The organism is Geomonas silvestris (genome assembly GCF_014193515.1).
GTDB classification, from domain to species: domain Bacteria; phylum Desulfobacterota; class Desulfuromonadia; order Geobacterales; family Geobacteraceae; genus Geomonas; species Geomonas silvestris.
Genome location: NZ_BLXX01000002.1, coordinates 227,715 through 251,329 on the forward strand (window position 1 = coordinate 227,715; position 23,615 = coordinate 251,329).

At 65.3% G+C, this 23,615-nt stretch carries 21 protein-coding genes; 2 read left to right on the forward strand and 19 right to left on the reverse strand.

The features are described 5' to 3' along the window. Positions 1–83 precede the first annotated feature (83 nt). From GMST_RS04605 to GMST_RS04685, 17 genes are all read right to left on the reverse strand, one after another. Positions 84–2,177, reverse strand: coding sequence for a tetratricopeptide repeat protein (locus GMST_RS04605; protein WP_183353456.1), 2,094 nt, complete (start codon positions 2,175–2,177; stop codon positions 84–86). Positions 2,178–2,570: 393 nt separating this feature from the next. Further along, on the reverse strand, positions 2,571–3,593 hold the full coding sequence (locus GMST_RS04610; RefSeq protein ID WP_183353457.1) for a response regulator: 1,023 nt from the start codon (positions 3,591–3,593) through the stop codon (positions 2,571–2,573). A 9-nt stretch (positions 3,594–3,602) separates the two neighbouring features. Continuing rightward, positions 3,603–4,112 (reverse strand): chemotaxis protein CheX, encoded by a 510-nt coding sequence (locus tag GMST_RS04615; protein ID WP_281379898.1) that lies wholly within the window; start codon positions 4,110–4,112, stop codon positions 3,603–3,605. After that, a complete protein-coding gene (locus tag GMST_RS04620; protein WP_183353458.1) occupies positions 4,109–4,471 on the reverse strand; it encodes a response regulator in 363 nt (120 codons plus the stop codon). The genes GMST_RS04615 and GMST_RS04620 overlap by 4 nt, the downstream gene beginning before the upstream one ends. A 144-nt stretch (positions 4,472–4,615) precedes the next feature. After that, positions 4,616–5,647: a sensor histidine kinase gene (locus GMST_RS04625; protein ID WP_183353459.1), complete on the reverse strand. Its 1,032-nt coding sequence runs from the start codon at positions 5,645–5,647 to the stop codon at positions 4,616–4,618. Positions 5,648–5,977: 330 nt separating this feature from the next. Then, positions 5,978–6,370, reverse strand: coding sequence for a rhodanese-like domain-containing protein (locus GMST_RS04630; RefSeq protein ID WP_183353460.1), 393 nt, complete (start codon positions 6,368–6,370; stop codon positions 5,978–5,980). 5 nt (positions 6,371–6,375) lie between these two features. Further along, a complete protein-coding gene (locus GMST_RS04635) occupies positions 6,376–7,206 on the reverse strand; it encodes an MBL fold metallo-hydrolase (RefSeq protein ID WP_183353461.1) in 831 nt (276 codons plus the stop codon). After that, positions 7,203–7,412 (reverse strand): YgaP family membrane protein, encoded by a 210-nt coding sequence (locus GMST_RS04640; protein ID WP_183353462.1) that lies wholly within the window; start codon positions 7,410–7,412, stop codon positions 7,203–7,205. The genes GMST_RS04635 and GMST_RS04640 overlap by 4 nt, the downstream gene beginning before the upstream one ends. A 16-nt stretch (positions 7,413–7,428) precedes the next feature. Further along, on the reverse strand, positions 7,429–7,866 hold the full coding sequence (locus GMST_RS04645) for a C-GCAxxG-C-C family protein (protein ID WP_308936483.1): 438 nt from the start codon (positions 7,864–7,866) through the stop codon (positions 7,429–7,431). Positions 7,867–8,018: 152 nt separating this feature from the next. Further along, positions 8,019–11,228: an efflux RND transporter permease subunit gene (locus tag GMST_RS04650; RefSeq protein ID WP_183353464.1), complete on the reverse strand. Its 3,210-nt coding sequence runs from the start codon at positions 11,226–11,228 to the stop codon at positions 8,019–8,021. Between the two features lie 9 nt (positions 11,229–11,237). Further along, complete coding sequence (locus GMST_RS04655; RefSeq protein ID WP_183353465.1) at positions 11,238–12,335, reverse strand: efflux RND transporter periplasmic adaptor subunit; 1,098 nt, start codon at positions 12,333–12,335, stop codon at positions 11,238–11,240. Continuing rightward, complete coding sequence (locus GMST_RS04660) at positions 12,332–13,672, reverse strand: TolC family protein (protein ID WP_183353466.1); 1,341 nt, start codon at positions 13,670–13,672, stop codon at positions 12,332–12,334. Before GMST_RS04660 ends, GMST_RS04655 begins: the two co-directional genes overlap by 4 nt. Positions 13,673–13,976: 304 nt before the next feature. Next, the gene (locus GMST_RS04665; RefSeq protein ID WP_183353467.1) at positions 13,977–14,867 is read right to left on the reverse strand and encodes an ATP-binding protein; all 891 of its coding nucleotides are present in this window, start codon (positions 14,865–14,867) and stop codon (positions 13,977–13,979) included. 90 nt (positions 14,868–14,957) lie between these two features. Further along, complete coding sequence (locus tag GMST_RS04670) at positions 14,958–15,539, reverse strand: DUF4337 domain-containing protein (protein ID WP_183353468.1); 582 nt, start codon at positions 15,537–15,539, stop codon at positions 14,958–14,960. Between the two features lie 119 nt (positions 15,540–15,658). Beyond that, positions 15,659–17,446: an ATP-dependent zinc metalloprotease FtsH gene (ftsH, locus tag GMST_RS04675; RefSeq protein ID WP_183353469.1), complete on the reverse strand. Its 1,788-nt coding sequence runs from the start codon at positions 17,444–17,446 to the stop codon at positions 15,659–15,661. Between the two features lie 330 nt (positions 17,447–17,776). Then, on the reverse strand, positions 17,777–18,274 hold the full coding sequence (locus GMST_RS04680; RefSeq protein ID WP_183353470.1) for a chemotaxis protein CheX: 498 nt from the start codon (positions 18,272–18,274) through the stop codon (positions 17,777–17,779). A gap of 14 nt (positions 18,275–18,288) precedes the next feature. Then, the gene (locus GMST_RS04685; protein ID WP_183353471.1) at positions 18,289–18,987 is read right to left on the reverse strand and encodes a PilZ domain-containing protein; all 699 of its coding nucleotides are present in this window, start codon (positions 18,985–18,987) and stop codon (positions 18,289–18,291) included. Between the two features lie 359 nt (positions 18,988–19,346). Between GMST_RS04685 and GMST_RS04690 the strand changes: the two genes are divergently transcribed. Further along, positions 19,347–20,096 carry a DUF3108 domain-containing protein gene (locus GMST_RS04690; protein WP_183353472.1) on the forward strand — a complete coding sequence of 250 codons (750 nt, stop codon included), beginning with the start codon at positions 19,347–19,349 and terminating at the stop codon, positions 20,094–20,096. A 243-nt stretch (positions 20,097–20,339) separates the two neighbouring features. Next, positions 20,340–22,160 (forward strand): hypothetical protein, encoded by a 1,821-nt coding sequence (locus GMST_RS04695; protein WP_183353473.1) that lies wholly within the window; start codon positions 20,340–20,342, stop codon positions 22,158–22,160. Between the two features lie 76 nt (positions 22,161–22,236). Here the strand turns inward: GMST_RS04695 and GMST_RS04700 are convergent, their stop codons facing one another. Next, positions 22,237–22,824 (reverse strand): beta-class carbonic anhydrase, encoded by a 588-nt coding sequence (locus GMST_RS04700; protein WP_183353474.1) that lies wholly within the window; start codon positions 22,822–22,824, stop codon positions 22,237–22,239. Between the two features lie 52 nt (positions 22,825–22,876). Continuing rightward, the gene (locus tag GMST_RS04705; RefSeq protein ID WP_183353475.1) at positions 22,877–23,503 is read right to left on the reverse strand and encodes a LysE family translocator; all 627 of its coding nucleotides are present in this window, start codon (positions 23,501–23,503) and stop codon (positions 22,877–22,879) included. Positions 23,504–23,615: the final 112 nt, after the last annotated feature.

Here is a 23,615-nt window from a genome sequence, read left to right on the forward strand (position 1 = left end):
AGCCTGCAGCAGCAAAAGCCGTACCAGAGACCGAGGCGCGCAGTTACAGGCACTTGCGCCGCCCGAGTCATGGTTTTGACAGGCTAGGGGAGTTCCCCGGCGATTTTCAGACGCCAGCCCAGGTCGGCGAGCGACTCGCTGGCGAGCTTGGCCCAGGTGCCGGCCTCCTTCATCTTGACCACCTCTTCCCAGGCAGCCTTGGCCTCGCGCACCATCTTCAGCTGCAGGTAGATCTCCCCCATCTTGTACCGGAACAGGGCGGCGTTCTCGCCGCCGGTCACCTTGAGCCCCGCGCGGCAGGTCTCGAGCGCCGCGGGGTACTGCTTCAGCGCACTGCGCCCGTTCAAGAGCATGAGGTAGCTGTCCGCCAGGAGGTTGCTCCCGGCGGGGGGCGCGGCGCAGAAACGGCTCAGCGCCCGCTCGGCCCCGGGCCAGTCGTTGCCGGCCACCAGCGCCTTGCCGAGGTAGTAGTTGCTCTCCGGGGAGAGCGCGCTGCGTCCCTTCTGGTTCAGGAAGGCGAGCTCGGAGGCCACCTGCTTCAGGTCCCCCTGCTCGAAGGCCATGCGCGCCAAAAGCTCGTGCAGGCCCTGGGTGCGGGGGTCGGACGGGTAGCGGGCCAGGAAGCTGCGCGCGCTCGCCTGGGCCAGGGGGCGGTTCCCCACCGCGAGCGCGTCGTCGATCAGGCGCCCCAGCATGAAGGGGGCGGAGCCGCCGGCCCAGGGGCGCTCCAAGAGGTAGCCGAACAGGGCGAGCTCCTGGTTGAGCATCCCCGCCTTCTGGCAGGACTGGGCCAGCCGGGGGGCGAACTCCGGATCGGCGAAGCAGCGGGTCAGGTACTCCTTGTTCTCCAGGGCGAGCTGCACCAGCTCCTGGTAGCGGCGCCCGGTCCAGCTCTCGCCTAAGGCCGGCACCAGCAGTTCCTCGCGCATCTTCTTCACGATGGTGGAGAAGATGCCGCGCGGGTAGCGCTGCTGGTACGCGATGGCCGTGCCGAGCCCGGCGCGGGCAGGGCCGTAGAGCCCCTGCACCAGGGCGAGCTTGTAGAGCGCCTCGTCGCGCAGCGGGAAATCGCAGGGGGAGCCGTAGATCTGCTGGTAGCGGTCGGAGAGTTCCTGGTAGCGGTCCCGGGAGATGCTGAACAGCTCGCCGTCCACCAGTTTCATGCGTGCGCGCTGGGCCGGGGGGGTGCCGGCTGCGTGCGCCGCCACCGTGCGGTAGAGGTTCCGGGCCTGGGCGGCGTTGCCGTGCCGGGCGGAGAGCTCGGCCAGGCGGTTCACCAGCTGCGGGACGTAGCCGGTGCCGGCCATGCGGCCGACCAGGTCTCCCAGGAGCCTGCGGGCGCCCTGGTAGTCTCCGCTTCTGGCCTTCAGGTCGGCGAGCGTCTGCATAAGCTCCGGGGACTGCCCGGGGTACTCCGGCCAGAGCGCGGCGGCCGCGTCATAGGCCTTGCGCGCCTCGTCGTAACGTTCCAGCTGCACCAGCGCCTGGGCGCTTCTGAACCCTGCCAGGGCGCGCACCTGCGGGCTCTTTCCCTGGAAGTTGGCCAAAAGCTTCAGCGCGTCGCTTGCCTTTTCCTTGTAGAGTGCCCCCTCGGCCAGCTCGAAGAGCTTCACCTCCTGCTCCGGGAGCAGGCGCTTCAGGGTCTTGGTATCGGTGGGGGTGAAGGGGAGCGCGGCCGGCGCCGGGGTGCTGTAGTCGCGCACGAACTGCTCGACACCCGAGAGGATCGGCTCGCGCCCGGGGAGGACGTCCACGCGGTTCGGGCGTTTCAGGGACGGGCCGATGTCCAGGGTGAGCACGGTGGGGGCCACGAAGTCGACCAGCGCCACCCCGGTGTCGGGCTGCCGGGTCGGCACGGTGAGCTGCAGGTGGTCCTGACGCGAGGAGCAGATGATCCCCCCCAGGTTCTGGTCGCGGTAGCCGCGCAGCCCCTTGAAGCCTGGGGCGTCGGCCTGCCGCACCAAGAGGCGCACCCGGTCGCTGCCACGGGTCAGCTGGTAGTCCGGGGGAGCCTGGAAGAACAGCTCGACCCGGGTGAAGCCGTGGTGGGGCCGTACCTTGATGCGCAGCAACCGGTTGGCCTCCTCGCCCCGGGCGGTGCCGGGGAGTGCACAGAGCGCGACCAGGAGCAGCCAGAGGTGCCGGCGGGTTTGGGCGGTAGCGAGCAAAGAAGTCATGAGGGGTGTTAAGGCAAAAGGCGTGCCCAATCTCGTAACGCCGACTCGGAGGGGGGGAAGAGGGGTTCGAACCCTCTCCAGGGGGGCAATGCGCCCCAGGCGGGGGTGCCGGGGAGGCCAAGCGGCGCCCCGCCAGTCAAAAAAACCGCAGCGGGAGATGTTTTTTTGACGTCTGTCCGGGGTGCTCCACGCATTTGGTGCTTGCGCCGTCGCGCCCCGGGCGGGTGGCGCCGGATGCAGCTAGCGGGTGGGGTGGCAAGGGCGGCGCGGCACGTCGCAGGCTCCGCCGCGCTCGGTGCGGAACCGGGGAGCGCTGCGGGAGCCGAAAAGCGGTCTAGTGAGGGAAACCTGCGGAGGGGGTCCGGGAGGAGGATCGGGCGGCGCTGCCGCCGGTCAGCTTGCCTTGAGAAACTGGTCGACCTTGGCGTTCAACTCGTCGTGGTCGAGCGGGGGCATCAGGATACCCTTCACCCCGGCCTTGAGCGCCTTGAGCACCGCAACCCGGGTCCACTGGGGGGCGCAGACCAGCACCGAGCCGCCGGAGCGTCCCACCAGCGGAACCACCCGGTTGAAGATCGACAGATCGCGGTCTGCGGTCCGTTGCAGGGTCACCAGGGCGAGTTTCACCTCGCCTTGCGCCAGCACCGCCTGCAGATCGGCGTCGAGCGGGGCGTGGATCAGGCGCAGCCCCTTGGGCTCCAGTTCCGACACCAGGTTCTCGCGTCCCTCGACGTCCCCCATGACGAGGATCGAGGGGAGCGGCTTCTCCTCCTTGGCCTGGCCGGTCGCCTCGGCCGACGCGGCCGCCTCGGCCAGCTCCTCCGCGCTCGGTTCGGGCTGCGGGTCGAAGAGGTTCGCCAACTCGGGCGGCACCATGATGTCGATCCGGTCCATCTCCTGTCCCTGGATCTCCAGGGGGGCGCGGTACATGAGGTAGGGGGCGTCGGGAAGCGGCAGCTCGTCGGTAAGCTCGTCCATTCCCGGCACGTGCTTCACCGGGGCCAGGAGCTTCAGGTGCACCTTGTCGGGGAGCATCGGCTGGAAGATCGAGTTGAAAGAGCCGATGACCTGGTTGGCGATCTCGCCGAAGGCGTCGACGTCGTCGGGCTCCTGGATGCAGAGGCGGCGCTTCTCGGCGACGCGGGGGCCGGGGATGCCGAGCAGGATGGAACTCATGACGATGGCGTCCGCCAGCGCGAAAACCAGGTAGAAGCGCCCCGGGTAGGCCTCGCGCGACTCCACGCCCACCACGTAGACCGGGTTCGCCTCGTCGTCGCCGAAGTAGGACCTGCGGTCGGTGTTGAGCATGTCCGACTCACCGACGGTCAGGCTCTGCCCCAGGAGCATCGAGCTCTCTTCGCCCGCCTGCTTCATGGCGGCGTCCAACATCGCTTGTAGCTTTTCAAATGCCGGCATGGGTACCTTCTAGTTTTCCTTGTGCAGCTTGAGTCCGACCAGGAAACGGTCCCCTTCGTTTATGAAGGGGATGATCACGCAGTCGCTGTCCGACATCGAGTTCACGGTGTAGTCCTCCCCGGCGATCACGGTGGGGATGGAGAGGTTGATGTCCAGCCCCCCCTTGGAGAGGATCTGCTTCACGTAGCCGCCGAGCATGTTGGCGATCTCGCCCAGGGCGTCGTTCACGTCGTCGTCCACCTCGTCCACCTCGAGCCCCAGCATGTTGGAGGTGACCTTGAGGGCGAGGGTCTTGGGGCAGTGAATCGAGAGGATCCCCGTGTAGGTGCCGGCCAGCCCCACCATCCCGGTAACCGAGCAGTGAAAGGTGGTGACCGGCTCCTTGAGCGGGTAGGAGTCTTCCAGGGGCATCATCACCATGGTGTCGAACACCTCCTTGGTGGCGTTGATGACGTAGCCTGCCAGAGTCTCCTCGGTCAGCTGCGTCGCCTGGAAGATCTCCTGGCTGAGGGCCATCATAAGAGGCTCCCCAGCTTCTCGTTGAGTTGGTCCGGGGTGAACGGCTTCTTGATGCTGTCGTTGGCGCCGTTGTTCATCGCCTCCTTGAGGATGTCCTCGCCACCCTCGGTGGTGATCATGACGATGGGGACGGTGACCCCCTTGGCGCGCACGCACTTGATGAACTCCAGGCCGTCCATGTTGGGCATGTTGATGTCCGACAGGATGAGGCTTATGCTCTTGCCTTCCATGGTGCTCAGCCCCTCGATGCCGTCGCCGGCCTCGTAGATGTCGTCGACCGGCAGGCCGGCCTGGCGCAGGCTGCGGGAGATGATCTTTCTCATCGTCGAAGAATCGTCCACGATCAGTACGTTGCCCATGTTGTTGCTCCTCCTTGGTGTGTGTATGGCGCCCACGGCGTTTTCGGATGCGCCCGGGACAGTGACCGCGTGGGGCTGCCCGAGCCGGGTCTGTTGTACGGACTTACCGGGCCTCTTCGGCTCCGGGCGGCGGAACTTTAGTGATCAGTGGTGCGTAGCGCCGTTAAGCGGCAGGAAGACCGAGAAGCGGCTCCCCTTGCCGACCGTGCTCTCGACGTTGATGCTCCCGCCGTGCGCTTCCACGATCGCCTTGCTGATGGTGAGCCCCAGCCCGGTCCCCTTGAAGCCCTGGGCCACGCTGGAGCGGAAGTACTTGTTGAAGATGCGCGGCAGCTCGTCGCAGGGGATCCCGATGCCGGAGTCGCTCACCTCGACCAGGAGCGCGCCGTCCCTGAGCGCGCTGGCGAGGTGGATGCTGCCGCGCCGCGGCGTGAATTTGACCGCGTTGCCGATCAGGTTGGCAAATACCCGGCCGATCTGTTTGCCGTCCAGCTCGATCCAGGGGATATCGGGGTCGATCTCCTTGGAGAAGTGCGAGCCGTGCACCACCGCCTCGCGCTCCCCGTCGGTGCAGCAGCTCTCAAGGAGCGACTTCACGTTGCAGGGGTGCCGGTCGATCTGCAAAAGCCCCACCTCGAGCCGGTAGGCGTCCAGGACGTCCTCGATCATGGAGAGCATCTTTACGGCGCTTTTGTCCATCTCGGTCATGAAGAGCTGCAGCGAGGGGTGGATCTTCTCCCCCACCTCCCCCAGCAGGGCCTGGACGTACCCCATGATCACGGTGAGCGGCGATTTGAGGTCGTGGGTCATCATCGCCACGAACTCCTCGCGCTGGCAGCGCTCGCGTTTTTCGCTGGTGACGTCGCGCAGTTCGAAGATCTCGCCGCGGTACTCCCCGGACTCGAAGATGGGGGCCGAGCGGACCAGGATCACCGTCCCCTCGACGCTCACCTCCACCGGCTGGTCGTGGCACTCCTCGCTGAGCACCCGGTAGATGTGAGTGCGCAGGGGGAGCATGTCGATGCGCTTGTCGAGGAATTCGCCCGGCGCCACCTTGAGGATCTGCTCCGCCCTGCGGTTCAGGTAGGCGAGCGTCCCCGAGGCGTCCAGATGTACGATCCCCGACTCGATCTGCTGCAGGAGCATTTGCGCTCTCAGGTCCGCTTCCGCGTGCATTGCCCCCTCCGTAAAGTCAACGTGCTGCGTGTGCTGGTTATCTTATCGGAACGCCGGGTCCGAGCTTGAGGGTCGGGAGGCGTTTTTTAGCGAACAGGTGACCTTTTTTTCATGGAAGGTTTGGGAGGGGGGAGACGAAGGAGGGAAGGATGCCGCTGAGCCGGACGGTGGAGAGTTCCCCCCTCCCTTGACGGGAGGGGGGTGGGGGGTGGGTGAAGCTGTCAGCTGCGATGGGGTAGCCAGTTCCCCCTCACCCTGTCCCTCCCGCAAGGGAGGGGACCCGCTGACACGCTCCCCGGTATTGGGAAGAGCCATGCACCCGGAAGCGGGCTATTTCTCGATCGGATAGCCGTTGCGGTACCAGCCGACCAGGCCGTCCGAGATCTGGTACACCTCGCGGTAGCCGCGCGATACCAAGAGGTCCGCCGCGGAACTGGAGCGGGCGCCCACCGAGCAGTACAAAAGCAGCGGCCGGTCGCGCGGCAGCTCCTTGAGCCGCTGCGGCAGTTCGGCGAGCGGGATGAGCTTCGCGCCGCGCAGCCGGGCCATCCGGAACTCGTCCGGGGTCCGCACGTCCACCACGAGCACCTTCTTGTCCCGGGCCAAAAGCTCGCGGGCCTGGGTGGAGGTGATGTTGCGTGCTTGCGAGGCGAAGCCGCTTACCGCGACCAGCAGGAAAAGCGCCAGGAGCAGCGCGCTTTTCAGATAGTGTGTCAGTTTCATGACAGTTACTCCTCGAACTCCAGGGTGTAGCCGACCTGGGCAGGGCGAAAGCCCGGGAACTCCCGTGCCAGCCGGGCCGAAGCGGCGAAACCGGTGCAGTGCCCGGCGCAGAGTTTTTTCAGTCCGTACTTCTTCAGGGTGCGGATGGTCCCCTCGATCTGGTGCTCCGAGCAGAAGGCCAGGTGGCAGCCGCCGACGATCCCGTAGACCTCGGAGACGCCGGTTTGCTCGCGCGCCCACTCCACCGTGTTCACCACGCCGGCGTGGCAGCACCCCAAAAGGAGCAAAAGCCCCTTTCCCGTGACGATGACCAAGGACTGGTCGTCGGGGACCCGGTCCGGGAAACAGCCGGCTGCGTCGCAGAAAAGCCCCGCGTCGCCGCGCTCGAACTCGGTAGTGCGGGGGACCTCGCCGGTCAGGAAGATCCCCGGGGCCACTGGCCGAAAGCCCTCCGCGTAATCGAAACTCGCTCCCAGGCCGGCCAGGAACTCCTCGCTGTAGGGGATGCCGACCGAGCGCTCGCTCCCCTCGCGGACGGCGTAGCGCCGGGTAAAGACACCCGGGTGGGCCAGCACCTTTTTGGGGCCGCAGCTCTGCAACAGCGGCCAGAGCCCGCCGGCATGGTCGTAGTGCCCGTGGGAGAGGATCACCTGCCCCACCTGCTTCAGGTCCTGGTTCATGCGCTGGGCGTTATGCAAAAGGGTCTGCCCCGCCCCGGTGTCGAAGAGGATCGTTTCCCCGTCCTTCTCGAGCAAAGCCGCGAAGCCGTGTTCCCCCAGGGTCCCCGAGAGCGCTCCCGCCGTGTTGTCGCAAAGGATCCTGATCCGTCCGCTCATTTGCAGCAGCCCTGCGGCTGCTTGGGCACCCCGAGCTTCTCCAGGATGGTCATCATGGGGCACCAGTTGGTGAAGCCGGACTGCAGGAGGTTGAGCCCGATGAAGGCGGTGAACCAGAGCCAGCGGGGATCAAGGTAGTGGGCGAGGGCCAGGGAGATGAGGGTAAAGCTTCCGGCGATGAGGCGCAGCCATCTGTCGATGTACATGGTTTTCCTCCGTGTGTTACCTGGGCTCGAAGCCCTGGGCCAACAGCAGTTCAGCCACCTTCCCTGCCGTGGTGGCAGTCAGGTTGACGCACCCTTTCTTGCCGTGCGCCGTGAGGATCTTGCAGCAGGTCGCGCCGTACTGGTCCTTGAACCAGGTGTGCAGTTCGCGGGTCAAGGCCGCGGCCGCCTTCTTGTCTCCGGCCAATACGAGGCCGATGGCCATGGTGCCGCCGGAGACCGCGCCGCAGATGCAGCCGGCGCCCGAGCCGCCGCCGAAGCCCGCCGCCATCTGTACCGCCTCTTCGGGGAGCTGCGGGGCGAAGTTTTGGCGCAGCGCAGCGAGCACCGCCTCGGCGCAGTGCAGCTTCCCGGAACGGTAGAACCCTTCCGCCTGGTCGGCGACCCGCGAGGCGACATCCGCCGTCATTTCTTTTTCGAGCGTCTCATTTTTCATCCAGAACATCCGGCCTCCGTGGTTTTGACTTTTAACGCGCTACGTGGTGCTGGTGCTGCTTGTTACTTCGCAGAAGTAGAGGGTAGCAAAACCTTCCCCGGTACCCAACGAAAATTCACCCCTTTTGTTGGCCGAAGCGCTGTCGCCCCTCCCTAAACCGCCGCCTTGGACCGGTGCTTCTCCTTCCAGGACTCCACCAGGAAGTAGAGGATCGGGATGGTGATCCGGGAAAGTGCCGTAGAGGCGATCTCGCCGCACATCATGGCGAGCGCGAGCCCCTGGAAGATCGGATCGAAGAGGATCACGAAGCTCCCCACCACCACGGCCGCCGCAGTCAGGAGCATGGGGCGGAAGCGCACCGCGCCGGCGTCGATGATCGCCTCGTCGAGCGGCATCCCCTCGCGGCGCCTCAGCTCGGCGAAGTCGATGAGGATGATGGAGTTCCGCACGATGATGCCGGCCAGGGCGATGAAGCCGATCATGCTGGTGGCGGTGAAGAAGGCGCCCATGAGCGCGTGCCCCGGCAGGATGCCGATCAAGGTGAGCGGGATGGGGGCCATGATCACCAAGGGGGTGGTGAAGTCCTTGAACCAGGCCACCACCAGCACGTAGATGAGCACCATGACGGTGGCGAAGGCGGCACCCAGGTCGCGGAAGACCTCGTAGGTGATGTGCCACTCGCCGTCCCACTTGATCCCGGGGCGGGTCTCGTCCCAGGGCTGCGAGGCGGCCCGCTGCTCGATCCGGTACCCTCCGGGATGCGGGATCTTGTCGATCTCCTTCTGCATCTGGAGGATCGCGTAGACCGGCGCCTCGATCACCCCGGCCACGTCCCCGGTGACGTAGACCACGCTCTTCAGGTTCTTGCGGTAGAGCGACTTGTCCTCCACCCCCGGTACCACCCGGACCAGCTCGGAGAGCGGCACGTTCCCCTTGGCGCCGGGGACGTAGACCGAGGCGAGCGAGGAGAGGTCGTTGCGCGAGCCGGTGGGAAGCCGCAGGTTGATGAAGACCGGCTCCTTCTCACCCGCCACGTGCATGAGGCCGGCCGGCGCTCCCCCCACGGCGACCTGCAGCGTCTGCACCACGTCGGCCGCCGCCACCCCCGAGAGAGCCGCCTTCTCGCGGTCCACCTCGAAGCGGTAGCTCGGCTGGTCGTCCTCCTGGTACCAGTCGGCGTCCACGACGCTGGCGGTCTTCTTGAAGATCTCCTTCACCTTGGCGGCGACGGCCACCCGGGTCGCCTGGTCCGGGCCGTAGACCTCGGCCACCAGGGTGGAGAGGACCGGCGGTCCCGGCGGGATCTCGGCGACCTTGATCCGGGCGCCGTAGCGGTCGGCGATCGCCTTCAGCTGCGGACGGATCCGCTTGGCGATGTCGTGGGACTGCCCCTTGCGCTCATCCTTCCCGACCAGGTTCACCTGGATCTCGGCGATGTTCGCTCCCTTCCTGAGGTAGTAGTGGCGCACCAAGCCGTTGAAGTTGAAGGGGGAGCTGATCCCGACGTAGCTTTGGAAGTCGGTGACCTCGGGGACCTTCCTGAGCGCGTCCCCCAATTCCGCCACCAGGCGGGCGTTCTCCTCCAGCGTGGTCCCCTCCGGCGCGTCCACGATGAGCTGCAGCTCGCTCTTGTTGTCGAAGGGGAGCATCTTCACGGTGACCGCCTTGAAGTAGATGAGCGAGCAGGAGGCCAAGAGCAGGACCACCACCAGCGTGAGGAACCCGGCGCGCACCTTCTTTTTATGCAGCAGCGCCCCCATGATGCGCCGGTAGAAGCGGGTCACCGAGGACTCCTCCGGCTCGGCGTCGCTGTTAAAGTGCGACTCACCCTTCATGAAACGGTAGGCGAAGTAGGGGGTGACGATGAAGGCGATCAAGAGCGAGAAGACCATCGCCATGCTGGCGCCGACCGGGATCGGGCGCATGTACGGCCCCATGAGCCCCCCCACGAACCCCATGGGGAGGATCGAGCCGATGACCGCGAGCGTCGCGAGCATGGTCGGGTTGCCGATCTCGTCCACCGCGCGGATCGCCGCCTCCAGCGGTTTCAGGCGCGTGGTGGTGAAGTAGCGGTGGATGTTCTCCACCACGACGATGGCATCGTCCACCAGGATCCCGATGGAGAAGATGAGCGCGAACAGGGTGATCCGGTTCAGCGTGTAGCCGACCCGGTTGAAGATGAACATGGTGAGGGCGAGCGTCACGGGGATCGCGATGGCCGCGACGGCGCCGGCGCGCCACCCCATGAAGACCGCGATCAGGATGGTGACCGAGATGGCCGCCAGGAACATGTGGAACAGGAGCTCGTTGTTCTTGTCCTTGGCGGTCTCGCCGTAGTTGCGGGTGACCGTCACCTGCATCTCGGACGGGATGATCTTCCCCTTCTGGAACTCCACCCGTTTCAGGAGGTCCTCGGCGACCCAGGTGGCGTTGGCCCCCTTCCTCTTGGCTATGGAGATGGTGACCGCTGGGTAATCGCCGGTCCCGCCGGTGAGCCCCTTGTGCGAGGCGGCCGGCCCGAGGCCGAAGAAGACGTAGTCCTGGGGGTCCTGGACGCCGTCGGTTACCGTGCCCACGTCGGAGAGGTAGACCGGTCGGCCGTCCTTCACGCTCACCACCAGGCGCTGGGCGCTCGCCGCATCAGAGAGGAAGTTCCCGGCGTTCAGCGTATAGTCGCGGTTACCCGAGGAGAGCTCTCCGGCGCGCCGGGCGAGGTTCCCCTTCTCGAGCGCCGCGGAGACGGCGAGCGGCGAGAGACCGTAGGCGGAGAGGCGCCCCGGGTCGAGGCGCACCTTCAGTTCGCGGGAGAGGCCCCCCTTGATCTCGGCGGCGGCCACGTTGTCGGCCTTTTCCAGCTCGTCGCAGAGCTCGCGGGCCACGCGCCTTAGGGCGTGATGGTCGTAGCGCCCGCTCCAGAGCGTCAGGGTGAGGATCGGGACGTCGTCGATCGACTTCGGGACCACCAGCGGCTCCTGGGCCCCCGGCGGCAGCAGGGTCCGGTTGCTCATCACCTTGTTGTAGAGCTTGACGAGCGATTCCTCCATGTTCTCGCCCACCAGGAAGCGGACCGTGACGATCCCCATCCCGGGACGGCTCGCCGAGTAGAGGTACTCCACCCCCTTGATCTCCCAGAGCTTCTTCTCGAAGGGGGTGACCAGGCGCTGCTCTACCTCCTTGGGCGAGGAGCCCGGCATCGGGAAGTAGACGTCGATCATGGGGACCACGATCTGCGGCTCTTCCTCGCGCGGCGTGGCGAGCACCGAGTAGAGCCCCAACAAAAGCGAGGCACCCACGATGAGCGGGGTGAGCTTGGAATCTATGAAAGCGCGGGCGATACGCCCCGCGAAGCCGAGCTTCTCCATGGCGTCTCCCTACTCTACCTTGGCGCCGTCGGTCACCTGCTCTGCGCCGGCGACCACGATGCGCTCGCCGGCGTTCAGGCCGGAGAGGACCTCCACCCTGCCTCCCAGCGGCTTGCCCAGCTTGACCAATCTCAACCGCGCGATCCCCCCCTGCCCCACCACCCAGACCGAGGTGAGCGCACCGCGCTCCACCACCGCCTTGGCAGGGACCGCGATCCCCTGTCGGGAACCGGTCTTGAAGTAGGCCTTACCGTAGGTCCCGGCGCGTAACGCCTTGCCCGACAGGTCGATCTTCACCAGGAAAGTGCGGCTCGCCGGATCCACCAGCGGCACGACCTCGGAGACCCGCCCGTTTGCCGGCGCCCCCTCAAGGTCGAGCGCCACCTGGTCACCCGCCCTCACCTTCCCCAAAAGCCCCTCGGCCGCGGCCACTTCCAGCCGGTAGCCGCCGTCCCCTTCGACGGTGACCAGCGGCGTCCCCGGGAAAACGGTCTGCCCCGCCTCAACGGGCTTGGACACCACGACGCCGGCGATGGGCGAGGTCACCTTGCCGTATCCGGCAACCGTTCCGGCGGCGCGGGCGCTCTCCCGGCTCTGCCTGAGCCGCGCCTCGGCACGTGCGACCCCCTGCTGCGCCACCTCCTGCTCCATCCGGCGCTCCTCGAACTCCTGGCGGGTCAGCGCCTGCTCGGCGTAGAGCTTGCGGTAGCGCTCGAAAGTCGCCTCGGCGAGCCTCTTGCGCGAGCGCGCCTCGTCCACCCCGCGGCTCGCCTCCTCGACCGCCGCCTGGGCACCGGCCGCCGCCGCGCCGCTTTCAGCCGCCTCGATGGTCAGCAAAAGTTTCCCCTTGCCGATCCGCTCCCCCTCGCGCACCTGCACCGCAGAGGCCGTTCCGGAGAGCCTGGCGGCTACCAGGGCCGAGTTGCGCGCCCGAACCGTTCCTACCGCCTCCTGCAGGTCGGGGATCTGCTCCGGCGCCAGCGCGGCCACCGTCGCACCGCGCACCTGCACCGGCGCCGGCTGCTGCACCGCCTCGGGATTTTTTTTGCCGCACCCCAAAGCCGCCAAAAGGATAAGGGCCAACGCTGTGCCCGTCGCCACTCTCATCGTAAGACCTCCGTTACCAGTACTCCCGACGCGTGGTAGAGCTGGGCCGCCGAACGGAGCTCGGCGTTCTCCACCTCCACCAGGTTGGCCCGCGACCGGTTCAGGGTCGCCTCGGCATCCATCAGCTCCACCATCGAGGAGAGCCCGCCGGCAAAGCGCAGCGTCACGAGCCTCACCCCTTCCTGGGCCGCCTGGAGCGCGCCCCGCGCCGAGACGAGCCGGGCGGCCGCCTCCTGGCGGCGCAACCGGGCCTCGGTCACCTGCAGCCCGACCTCCCGGCGCCTGTCTTCCAGCACCTCGGCTGCCGCCTGGCGGCTGAGCTCCGCCCTCCCCTTCTCGTGGGAGCGGCGGGTGCCGTCAAAAATGTCCCAGCGCAGGTTGACCCCGACGTTCCAGGAGTCGTGATCGTAGCCCAGCGGCAGATCACGGTCGTTCACCTGGTAACTCGCCGAGGCGTACACCGTGGGGAGGTAGGCGTTCTTCGCCTGGCGTACCGCCAGCTCCCCCTTCTGCACCGCCTGCTCCGCAACCGCCAGGTCCGGCCGGCTCTTTAGCGCCAGCGCAGCGAGGTCCTGCCGCTGGTCCGGATCGCTCAGCTGCGGCACCCCGCCGATGTCCAGCGCCTCCCCTTCCGGCCCCCCCAGCACCAGGTTCAGGCGCAGCCGGGCGAGCTGCACCTCGTTTTGTGCCGTCACCAGCGCCTGCTCGGCCTCGGAAACCTCGGTCGCGGCCCGCAGCTGGTCCGACTTGAGCCCCACCCCGTCGCGCTCGCGTACCTGGGCCAGGCGCAGGTGCTCGCGGGCGTCGGCAAGCGCCTGGTCCGCGATCTCCCGGAAGGCCCGGGCCCGGCGCACCTCGAGGTAGGCGAGGTACACCCGGAAGGCGACCTGCTCGCGGGCCTGCCGAAGCGCGGCCTGGGCCGTCTCGGCATCCTTCTCGGCGAGCTTCACCCCGGTGGCGACGTTGAAATCGATAAGCGGCTGATCCAGGCGGACCAGGGTCCGGAAGTCGCCGCGCGGATCGGGGTTGTTCAGCTTCCCTGCCGCAAAGTCGCTCGCGGGATTGATGCGCCCTTCATCGAGCTTCATCATGAAGACACTGCTGGGGGTGGTGGAGAGGAGTGCCCCGCTCTCCAAAGAGACCCGGGGGAGGTAGCGGCTCTTGCTGCCGGCCACCCCCTCCCGCGCGGCACCCTCTTCCAGGGCCGCCGCCTTCAGGAGATGGTTGTTGGCCAGAGCCCGCTGCACCGCCTCTTTGAGGGAGACGGTTTCGCCGAAAGCGGGGACCGCCACGGCCCAGAGCAGGCAGGCGATCCGCAGTACTGCCTTGTTGTTCACCGAGATGCCTCCTGGTGGGAATCATACGCCGTAGCGGGCATATATATGAATCCTTATATATATGCTGTAAGTCCAGTTGTCAAGGTAATTCCCAGATTTTTCAGGCACGGGCTGGAGCGAGGGGAAGGGTTCGGCAGGAAGTGGGCGGCAGGAAAGGGTGGGGGGAGAGGTTGACGGCTGCGGGAAACGGGCGAGGCCACGGCGCTCCCGAAGCACCGAAAAAAAGGGCCGGCACTGTCGAAACAGGCCGGCTCCAGATTTTTTTAGGTTCTACGTTCTACGCTTTACGTTCTGCTTCTCGCCTTTAGGCGCAGCTATTGAGCAGGTAGCGTCCCACCCAGTTCTTGGAGAACTGGAAGGCGGTCCGGCCGCAGCGCTTGGACTTCTCGTGGGACCACTGGATGGCGTCGATCTCCAGGTCCTTGGTCCAGGGGATCTCGAGCTTGCGCTTGCGCGCCTCGCGCTCGACGCACAGGCGCACCGCGTCCAGGTAGCGGTCCTGGCTGAAGACGTGGAAGGCGATCCAGAGGCCGAAGCGGTCGGAGAGGGATACCTTCTCCTCCATGGCCTCGCTCTGCTGCAGCTCCCCGTTCACGAACTTGCCGCCGATCTTGTCGCTCTCGTACTCCGGAAGCAGGTGGCGCCGGTTCGAGGTCACGTAGATGAGGACGTTCTCGGGAGCCGAGTAGACCGAGCCGTCCAGCGCGCTCTTCAGCATCTTGTAGCTCAACTCGCCGATTTCGAAGGTGAGGTCGTCGCAGAGCAGGATGAAGCGGTACGGTTCGTTCTCCACCGCGCTGAAGATCTCGGAGAGGTAGATGAGGTCTTCCTTTTCCACCTGGATCACCCGAAGCCCCTCGGGTGCGAACTTGTTCAAGAGCGCCTTCACCAGCGAGGACTTTCCGGTACCGCGCGAACCCCAGAGCAGCGCGTTGTTGGCCGGCATCCCCTTCAGGAACTGGCGGGTGTTGCTGACCATGATCTCTTTTTGATTCTCGACCCCCAGAAGCTCGTCCAGCGTGGTGGTATCGGTGACCTTGACCGGCTCGAGGTAACCGGAAAACGAGTGCCGGCGCCAGTTGGCGGCGTGGCAGGTGGACCAGTCGACCGGTTTCACCGCGCGCGGGAGCAGCATTTCGACAGAGCCGAGCACGCGCTCGAGCTGGGCGACCACTTCGGGCTTCAGATTTATCATGGTTCTCCTTGTACTGATAAAAATGGCCCTTGTGTATACGTGGCAAACCGCTGATTGTCAATAGGAAAGGCGGGAGTGTAGGGGCTGGGGCTACGACAGCAACTTGGTCAAAAGATCCGGATGGATCGCGAGCCCCAGCAATCCTGCAAAGCCCATCAACCCGCCGAACCCCGCGAACACCCAGGAAAGGTAGAGCAGCCCCGCGCTGTTGGTCAAGGAGGCGACACCCAGCATCCCGAGGCAGATGGAAAGACAGGCATCGGAGAGATCGAACTGGTCGTCCCGGTAGTTCAGGTCGTCGTAGCTCTTCTCCAGGGCCTTGGCCTTCTTCATCAGCTCGGCCTCCTCCACCTGGTAGCGGGCGATGGCATCCAGGAACTGCTTCTGCTGTGCGGCGAGCTGTGCGCCACCCCTGTCCGGCGCCAGCACCTTCAGGGCCTGCAGCTGGCTCAGCCCAAGCTCGGCCATGTGGTGCTTCAGTTTCTTGGACTGGTACTCGTTCCAGCGGTCCACCGAGTCCGACTTCGCCTGCAGCATGGCCTGGACGATGTTGTCGTCCTTCACCTTGGTGACCCCCATGAAGACCGACACCAGGGCCACCGTGATGGCGACCCAGCGGTTCAAGCGATTCTGATCTTCGGCGACCTCCAACCGTTCACGCAGCTCGTTCATCTGCGACTACCTCCTGAATCCGTATCTCAATCGTGCCCGGAAGGTAAGGCTTCACGCAGTATTTGTCAACAAAGCCGTCAGCCGTCGCGACGAAGCTGCCCTCTTGATTGACGCCGCTGCTAGGCGGCCTGCGCCGACCGCCGGAAGACCGGCTCCAGGATGGCGTCGATCGCCTCCGCGTCCAGGGTCTCCCGCGCCACCAGCTCCTCGGTCAGACGCTTGAGGGCCTCCATGTGGGTCTGCAGGAGGGTGCGCACCTCGGCGTAGCAACCGGTCACGATGGCCCTGATCTCGGAGTCGATCTCCAGGGCGGTGTGCTCGCTGAAGTTCCTGGGGTGCCCCGGGTTCCCCGCTGCGGCGGAGTCGTGGTTACCGAAGGCGACCGGCCCAAAGGCGGTGGACATCCCCCAGTCGCAGACCATCTTGCGGGCGGTATCGGTAGCTCGCGCCAGGTCGTTGCCGGCTCCGGTGGTGGTCGTCTTGAAGATGAGCTCCTCGGCGGCGCGCCCCCCCATCAGCACTTTCAAGTGACCGTCCAGCATCTCCTTGGTGTAGCTGTAGATGTCCTCGGTCGGGATCTGTACCGTTACCCCCAGGGCGCGGCCGCGCGGGATGATGGAAACCTTGTGCACCGGGTCGCACCCCGGCACCAGCTTGGCGATCAGCACGTGCCCCGCCTCGTGGTAGGCGGTGGCCAGCTTGGACTCCTCGGAGAGCACCATCGACTTCTTCTCGGCCCCCATGAGGACCTTGTCCTTGGCGCAGTCAAAATCGTTCATCTCCACCAGGTCCTTGCGGGAGCGCGCCGCCAGGATGGCCGCCTCGTTCACCACGTTGGCAAGATCGGCGCCGGAGAAGCCCGGGGTGCCGCGGGCGATCACCCTCAGGTCCACCTCGGGGCTCAGGGGGACGTTCTTCACGTGCACCTTGAGGATCTCCTCGCGCCCCTTGATGTCGGGGGAGCCGACCACCACCTGCCGGTCGAAGCGTCCGGAGCGCAAGAGGGCCGGATCGAGCACCTCGGGGCGGTTGGTCGCCGCCAGCACCACGATCCCGGAATTGACCGCGAAGCCGTCCATCTCCACCAGGAGCTGGTTCAGGGTCTGGTCCCGCTCGTCGCTCGCCCCGCCGTTCGCACCGTCGCGCTTGCGCCCCACCGCATCGATCTCGTCGATGAACAGGATGCAGGGAGCCGCCTTCCTGCCGCGGGCAAAGAGGTCGCGCACCCGCGAGGCGCCCACCCCGACGTACATCTCCACGAACTCGGAACCCGAGATGGAGAAAAAGGGGACGCCGGCCTCACCCGCCACGGCGCGCGCCAAAAGGGTTTTGCCGGTCCCCGGAGGCCCCACCAGCAGGACACCCGTGGGCATCTTGCCCCCCAGGAGGGTGAAGCGCTCAGGGTCGCGCAGAAAATCCACGGTCTCCTGCAGTTCCTGCTTGGCCTCCTCGGCACCCGCCACGTCATTGAAGCGGGTCTCGGAGTCGGAGCCGCTCACCAGCCGCGCCTTGCTGCGCCCGAACCCCGCGTAGCGGCGCAGGATCAGGAGCACGCCGCCGGCCACCGCCAGGATGATGCCGAGCTCGAGCCACTTGACCCCGGAAGCGGGCGCCTCGGCGCCGAAATCGATCCGCTTGGCAAGCAGCGCCCCGGCCAGCTCTGCGCCGGCCGGGTGCAGCAGCTGGTAGCTCGTGCCGTCCTTGGCGCGCGCGGTGATCAGGTCGCCGGCCAGGCGTACCCGGACGATGTCCCCCTGGTTCACGCGCTCCATGAACGCGGTATAGCTTATCTGCCGGCTCTGCGCGGCAACATGATCCCTCCAGGCCCGGTAGCCGTACCAGCCGGCTCCCAGCGCGCCCAGGACCACCATCAGGATGACCAAGCGGATGTTCTTTTTGTTGACCATGGTTCCTCTATACGAAGTGTCGTCGGTGTTTGAACAGGAAAGGAGTGGATGCCACGTAGGCCGCTGCGTCGTGATACTTGACGGCACCGGTGTCGTCGGAGGTTCGGGAGAAATAAACGGGACTAACGTGGGGGTGATCGAAACAATGAATCCCTTATTTTTTACGCCATTGGCCCTTTTTTTGTACAGAAAATTCTTTCTAATAGGCCGGCAGCCGCTCCGGTAGAAAAAAGACAAAAGCCCGCACCTCGAACCGTAGCTCGAAATGCGGGCCTTGAAGAGCTGCCGCGCTTACTCTAGGAAACCGGCGTCGCGGCCGGGTTACCTGTATCAATCGGTTTCCAGGTAGAGGCTCACCGTGAAGGACTCTTCTGCGGTCTCGAACTGCAGGGTCAGGGTATCCGGCAGCGAGCAGACCGTCATCTCGTACTCGCCGCCGCTGATCACCGAGGGGGTCGAGAGTTTCACCTCGTGGCCGTCCTTCACGAAGTGGTGCTTGAAGGAGCCGCCGATCATGTTGGCGATCTCGCCCAGCGCATCGGCCATCTCATCTTCGCACTCGTCCACTTCCATCCCGAGCATCTGGGCCGCGAAGCGGAGCGCCTGCTTGCGCGAGGCGTTGATGGCGATCATGCCGTTATATCCACCGGCGAAGCCGACCATGGCACTGACGCTGTCGTTGAAGTGGCTTTCGGTCTCCGCCTTCTTCGAGGAGAGCACACCCCCGCCAACCATGGTGCTGAATATCTCCAGCACATCGTTGTTGAGGTGACCGATGAGCTCCTCTTCCGTGGTGTTCAGCTGTTTGAGTATTTTTTCACCGAGCATAATCTAGTTCTCCCCTATGTGATCTGCCTGTCGTGATCCGATTCTCTGCTACTGTTCAACAGCTCACGCAGGTTCATCTCCAACTCTTTTGTTACTGCCACGAACTCCACCCCGATCCCCGGCGGACGGTGCTCCCCCCAGCGCTGGATCCGCCGCACCGCCACTTCGACCTGCATCCCGAAGTCCGGCAGGGTTACCTCTAATAGCTCACCCACCCGGTAGCACTCCGGATTCATGTCGGCGATGAAGGCGCCGCCCCAGGAGATGTTGAGGGTGAACCCCCTGCGCTCGCCGATGGAGGTCGGCACGCAGATGGCGCGGCGCTTGTAGCGGCGCAGTCTGCGCGCCGGGGCCCGGTCGCAGACATTGGTGACGAACGCCTTGAGGCTCTTTTCCTGCTGCGCCTCGCCGGGCATCGACATGGGGACCAGCATCGGCCCCATGGCCCGCACCCGCAGGGCGGGAAAGAAGGCGGCCAGCGTGTAGGCGACGATCTTCTCTTCGGACTTCGCCTTGACCATCGCGCTCAGGTCGACCACCACTCCCCGGCAGGGTTCCTCGAGGGCGATGGCCTCGGCCTCGCAGAAGGTGGCACATGCCTCGACGCGGGGCACGATCGCCGCGAGATTCTTTACCAGAACCGCACGGACATTATCGTCGTACGATACTGCCAGTAGCGGGTAGTCATGTTCCGTCTCATTCAGCGAATGCATCAGTCTCACCCATTCTTCAGCGGTTCCTGTCCGCCACGGCAACCGCACCCGCACGGCCCGGACGTTGGCAAGATCCCGACAACTGAAGCATCCCTTGATCCTTTTCGAAATAGCGCCGTCCTCGGTTAATTGCCTTCAGCGACCAGGTTCAGACGGTGCGAGCACTCCATGGATAACGGTATCGGCTGCTGTTTGGAAATCTTGATTTTTTTGCACAAAAACATCCCAGGCGCCGGCCGCGTGCGCGACAGCGCCCCCTTCGCCTCAAGCCGGCAGCGGAGGAACCTCCTGAAATCTGCCATTTTTACGGTAAAAAAATTGCCTCGCCAAAAAAAGGCGGCACGGGCACACTAGGTGGTATGAAAAAGACAACGCTCGTGTCCCTATCGCTTTTTTGGTCGCTAGCCTTAACCCTCGGCGCCTGGGCAGCCCAGCCCCTACCGGTCCCCGAGAGGCTCGAATACGAAGTGCACTGGAGCGGCATCAAGGCCGGCAGTGCGGTCCAGGAGGTCACCCCGCGCAACGGCGAGCTGCACCTGGTCTACACGGTGCGCTCCTCCGGGCTGGTGAACACCTTCTTCCCCATCGACGACCGCTCCGAATCGGTCCTCACCCGTGGCAGCGGCGACGAGCCCTTCGGCATGCCGCGCCTTTTCCGGGAGCGCATCAACGAGGGGAAGACCCACACCAACAAGGAAGCGCTCTTCGACCTCCAGCAGCTCAAGGTCGAGACCAAGGACTTCCTCAAGCACACCGAGAAGACGGACAGCATCACCCCCAAGACCTTCGACACCCTCTCCTGCATCTACTTCATACGGAGCGCCGAGCTGGAGCCGGGCAAGCCGGTGCACATGGAGGTCTACGACCTGAAAAGACTCTGGAATGCCGAGGTGCGCGTGGTGCGACGGGAAGAGCTCCGCACGCCGGTGGGAAAATTCAAGACCATCGTGGTGCGCCCGGTACTCACCGCGGAAGGGCAGCAGCCGCGCACCGACTACATGACCGTCTGGCTCAGCGACGACAGCCGCCGCATCCCTGTGAAGCTCGTGGTGAAGCTGAAGGTGGGAGAGTTCCGCGCCACCCTCTCCGGCGGCAGCCACTGGCCCTGAGCCGGCCCCTCCCCGCGACGCGGCCTGCTGCCCGACAGGCGCAGGCCGTTTTCCCCTCCTCCCCCTGTCATTCCAGACAGATGTCATTGAACCAGAAAGTTTTTTTCCTGCCGTATTCAAGTAAACAGCTTCCTTTACCGATAGTGCCAAGTGACGGACAGACAGTAAACGAGCCTGCTCTGTCTCAATACGCGGCTGTCCGTTGGCAAGAGGCGGGCACTGACACCGAAAGGGGGTAGTTTTATGAGGGTTGGAAGAATTTTCTGGGCAGCAGGTACAGTAGCAGCACTGACACTGAGCGGTTGCGGCGGCGGGACCGCCAAGGTCACTCAGAACAGCGTGACCGGCGTGGTGGCCGACGGCTACCTTGAGCACGCCAAGGTGTTCCTCGATCTCAACGACGACAAGCTCTACACCCCGGGCGAGCCGACCGCCTGGACCGACGCGGATGGCGGCTACACCCTGACCGGCGTCAGTGCGGCCGACCTCAGGAACCACGCCATCGTGGTACTGGCCGAGAAGAACACCACCATCAACCACGAGGGGAGCACCAGCACCCCGGTAAGCGACGCCTACGTGCTCTCCACGCCGCCGGACGCGCCGAAGACGGCCGAAGGGAAGGTGGTGATCACGCCGCTTACCACCCTGATCCACAACCAGATCGAGACCAACCCGGCCCTCTCCGTGACCGCCGCCGAGGCTGCCGTGAAATCGAACCTGGGCGTCGCCCCGGCAACGAGCCTCTTCGACGACTTCGTGCAGAAAAAAGGGGTAAGCGACGACTACGACAAGCTGAGCAAGGTCTCCCAGGTCGTGGCGACCGCCATCGGCAACAACATGACCGCCATCCAGCAGGCAGCGCCGACCGCGAACCTGAACGACGTGATCAAGGTCATCGTTGCCGAGGTGATCTCGCAGCTCGCCACCATCTCCACCCAGGTGGACACCGCCGGGACCTTCAGTGCGACAGACATCGCTACCTCAACGGTCAACATCGACACCAGCAGCCAGGCGGCAGTGGATGCGCTGAAGGACAACCTCACCCAGGCCGGCACCACCACCGTCGTGAGCTCCTTCCAGACCGCGCTCGGGACCGACGGATTCTTCTCGATCGACCGCGAGAATTTCTCACAAAGCCAGTACGCCTATTATTATGGCGTGGTGAAACTCGGCGCATCCGGCACCAACGGCTATGCCCTGACCGAGGACAATTTCACCTACACCTACTTTAACCCGACCTGGACCGCCACCACCAACTCCAACAACGATTACGCGCTCACCTCGAGCGGCTGGGGCAGCTACGACGACAGCGCATCGGCAGGCACCCTGGTCTTCAATAGCGACGGGACCGCAACCTGGACCTTGAAAGCCAGCGGCGTGAAACAGGTGATCAGCGTGAGCAAGATCGACGTGGCCGGCAAGCCGATCAAGATGTTCGTGAAGGACGTCTCGGTCACCACCGATGCGACCTTCCCCGTGGGCTCCGAAGCCTACAAGATGACCTTCATCCCCCAGAGCGACACCTACAAGGTCTGGATGAGCGGCACCAACTACGATCTGACCGGGGTCGCCTCGGTGGCGGACATGGTATCGCACTTCGCGGTGGGGAGCGACATCATGCTCCACCTGGGCTCCAGCATGAACAACACCAGTTTCGGGGTGAAGTTCGCCGGCAGCGGAACCAGCGGGACCGCCCAGTTCTACGTCCAGAACTACATGACCGGCGGCCAGGTCGAGCAGCTCGCCATGGCAGGAACCTGGAAGATCGTGGAACCGGTGACCAGCTACCCGGTCCTCGTCCTCGACGTACCGTTTGCCTACAAATCCCAGTACATGTCCGACAACCCGGCCCGCGGGATCATCTTCGCCTTGGTGGAGGGAGCGATCCGGCAGGGTGGCGTCGAGTACGCCATGGTGCCGAGGGACGACAAAGGGGTGAACTTCAACAAGACCGCGTTCACCGCCATCAAGGACAACTTCGCCCCGGTCTGGTTCACCGGGTCCCCGAAGCTTGCCAAAACGGCAAAGGCGGCCAAGGCCGCCAAGAAGTTCCGCATGCTCTAGCCGTTCAGGACTGCGCAGCGCACAAAAAAGGGGGGGGGATGCCACAGCATCCCCCCCCCTTTTTTGTGCCGTCCGGCTAGCTCGCGCGGCCGCCGCCTTTTTCCGTGTACCCTTGCGCCCGGTAGCCGTCCACCATCACCTCCAGGTGCCCGTCGTTGGGGCAGAAGATCAGGCCGTGGACCGGCACGTCGGTGGGGATCAGCGGGTTCGCGCGGATCTTGTTCACCACCTCGGTGACGTTCTCGGCCGGGCAGGCGAATGCCCCCAGCCACTGGGCCAGGTCCGGCACCAGGGACTCGATCGCCTCCTGCGACACGCCGCGGGCGATCATGTCGCGCTTCAACTGGGCCGGGTCGACGCCGGCCATGCCGCAGTCCTCGTGGCCGATCACGAAGATCTCCTCAACCCCCAGCATGAAGATCGCGGCGACCAGGCTGCGGATCACCCCGCCGTGCAGCGGGTCGATCAGGATGTTGCCGGCGTTCTTGATCACCTTGGCGTCGCCGCGCTTGATCCCCATGGAGCGTTCCAGGAAGTCGACCAGGCGGGTGTCCATGCAGGTGAAGATGGCGAGCTGTTTTTTCGGGTTCTTGGGGAGCGGCGGAAAGGCGCCGGGGTGGACGAAGGCGCGGTTTGCGGTCAAAACGGATTCGAGCAGGCTCATGTACGATCCTCTGTTTAGGTAATTGGCGGCGGCCGGACGGGCGGCCGGAGCATCAGGCGTGGTGCTTGGCCCACAGGGCCCACACCCCGGCAGCCGAGAGCAGCGAGCCCCCGGTCAGGTGGAAAAAGCGCTGCGAGCGCGACGAGGCGAGCAGGCGGCGCGCGGAGACGGCAAAGACGGTGTAGCAGGTGGCGTTCACCACGGCCAGCGCGACGAAGGTGAGCGCCAGGATAAAGAGCTGCTCACCGGCCGCCGCCCCGGGATCGACGAACTGCGGCAGGAAGGCCACGAAGAACACGATCCCCTTGGGGTTGAGCGCGGTGACCAGGTAGGTGTTGAGGAACATGCGCCCGCGGGACTCCGCCGAGCGGGCAGCGCCCAGCTCCGAGGTGGCACAGCCGGCGCGCAAGAGCTTCACCCCCAGGTAGATGAGGTAGAGCCCCCCGGCGGTCTTCAGCACCGTGAACCAGAAGGCGGAGGCGGAGAGCAGCGCCCCCAGCCCCAGGATCGAGACGCACAGCGAGGTGGTGTCGCCCAGCGCGACCGCCGCGGTGAGCGGCAGCCGGGCGCTGCGCCCGTGCGCCAGCGCGTAGCTCACCAGGGTGAGCACCGTAGGGCCCGGGATCACCAGCAAAAAGGCGCTGGTAGCGACAAAGGCGAGCCAGAGCTGGAAGGTCATGGGCGGCGTCCAGGCGGAGGAGTAACCCCTTGGAGGAAACCGGAGGGGGAGGAAACCGGGCGGTTCCTCTGATAGCACAGAATGCACCTGTTGTGAACCGTTTTGGGGTAGC

What these genes read in the sequence shown, in the direction of transcription:
- GMST_RS04705 (WP_183353475.1), bottom strand. Translation starts at nt 23,503, where the DNA reads ATGACCTTCCAGCTCTGGCTCGCCTTTGTCGCTACCAGCGCCTTTTTG.
- GMST_RS04610 (WP_183353457.1), bottom strand. Translation starts at nt 3,593, where the DNA reads ATGCCGGCATTTGAAAAGCTACAAGCGATGTTGGACGCCGCCATGAAG.
- GMST_RS04620 (WP_183353458.1), bottom strand. Translation starts at nt 4,471, where the DNA reads ATGGGCAACGTACTGATCGTGGACGATTCTTCGACGATGAGAAAGATC.
- GMST_RS04645 (WP_308936483.1), bottom strand. Translation starts at nt 7,866, where the DNA reads ATGAAAAATGAGACGCTCGAAAAAGAAATGACGGCGGATGTCGCCTCG.
- ftsH (WP_183353469.1), bottom strand. Translation starts at nt 17,446, where the DNA reads ATGGTCAACAAAAAGAACATCCGCTTGGTCATCCTGATGGTGGTCCTG.
- GMST_RS04625 (WP_183353459.1), bottom strand. Translation starts at nt 5,647, where the DNA reads ATGCACGCGGAAGCGGACCTGAGAGCGCAAATGCTCCTGCAGCAGATC.
- GMST_RS04615 (WP_281379898.1), bottom strand. Translation starts at nt 4,112, where the DNA reads ATGATGGCCCTCAGCCAGGAGATCTTCCAGGCGACGCAGCTGACCGAG.
- GMST_RS04640 (WP_183353462.1), bottom strand. Translation starts at nt 7,412, where the DNA reads ATGTACATCGACAGATGGCTGCGCCTCATCGCCGGAAGCTTTACCCTC.
- GMST_RS04700 (WP_183353474.1), bottom strand. Translation starts at nt 22,824, where the DNA reads ATGAGCCTGCTCGAATCCGTTTTGACCGCAAACCGCGCCTTCGTCCAC.
- GMST_RS04685 (WP_183353471.1), bottom strand. Translation starts at nt 18,987, where the DNA reads ATGCATTCGCTGAATGAGACGGAACATGACTACCCGCTACTGGCAGTA.
- GMST_RS04630 (WP_183353460.1), bottom strand. Translation starts at nt 6,370, where the DNA reads ATGAAACTGACACACTATCTGAAAAGCGCGCTGCTCCTGGCGCTTTTC.
- GMST_RS04635 (WP_183353461.1), bottom strand. Translation starts at nt 7,206, where the DNA reads ATGAGCGGACGGATCAGGATCCTTTGCGACAACACGGCGGGAGCGCTC.
- GMST_RS04695 (WP_183353473.1), top strand. Translation starts at nt 20,340, where the DNA reads ATGAGGGTTGGAAGAATTTTCTGGGCAGCAGGTACAGTAGCAGCACTG.
- GMST_RS04665 (WP_183353467.1), bottom strand. Translation starts at nt 14,867, where the DNA reads ATGATAAATCTGAAGCCCGAAGTGGTCGCCCAGCTCGAGCGCGTGCTC.
- GMST_RS04690 (WP_183353472.1), top strand. Translation starts at nt 19,347, where the DNA reads ATGAAAAAGACAACGCTCGTGTCCCTATCGCTTTTTTGGTCGCTAGCC.
- GMST_RS04680 (WP_183353470.1), bottom strand. Translation starts at nt 18,274, where the DNA reads ATGCTCGGTGAAAAAATACTCAAACAGCTGAACACCACGGAAGAGGAG.
- GMST_RS04670 (WP_183353468.1), bottom strand. Translation starts at nt 15,539, where the DNA reads ATGAACGAGCTGCGTGAACGGTTGGAGGTCGCCGAAGATCAGAATCGC.
- GMST_RS04655 (WP_183353465.1), bottom strand. Translation starts at nt 12,335, where the DNA reads ATGAGAGTGGCGACGGGCACAGCGTTGGCCCTTATCCTTTTGGCGGCT.
- GMST_RS04650 (WP_183353464.1), bottom strand. Translation starts at nt 11,228, where the DNA reads ATGGAGAAGCTCGGCTTCGCGGGGCGTATCGCCCGCGCTTTCATAGAT.
- GMST_RS04605 (WP_183353456.1), bottom strand. Translation starts at nt 2,177, where the DNA reads ATGACTTCTTTGCTCGCTACCGCCCAAACCCGCCGGCACCTCTGGCTG.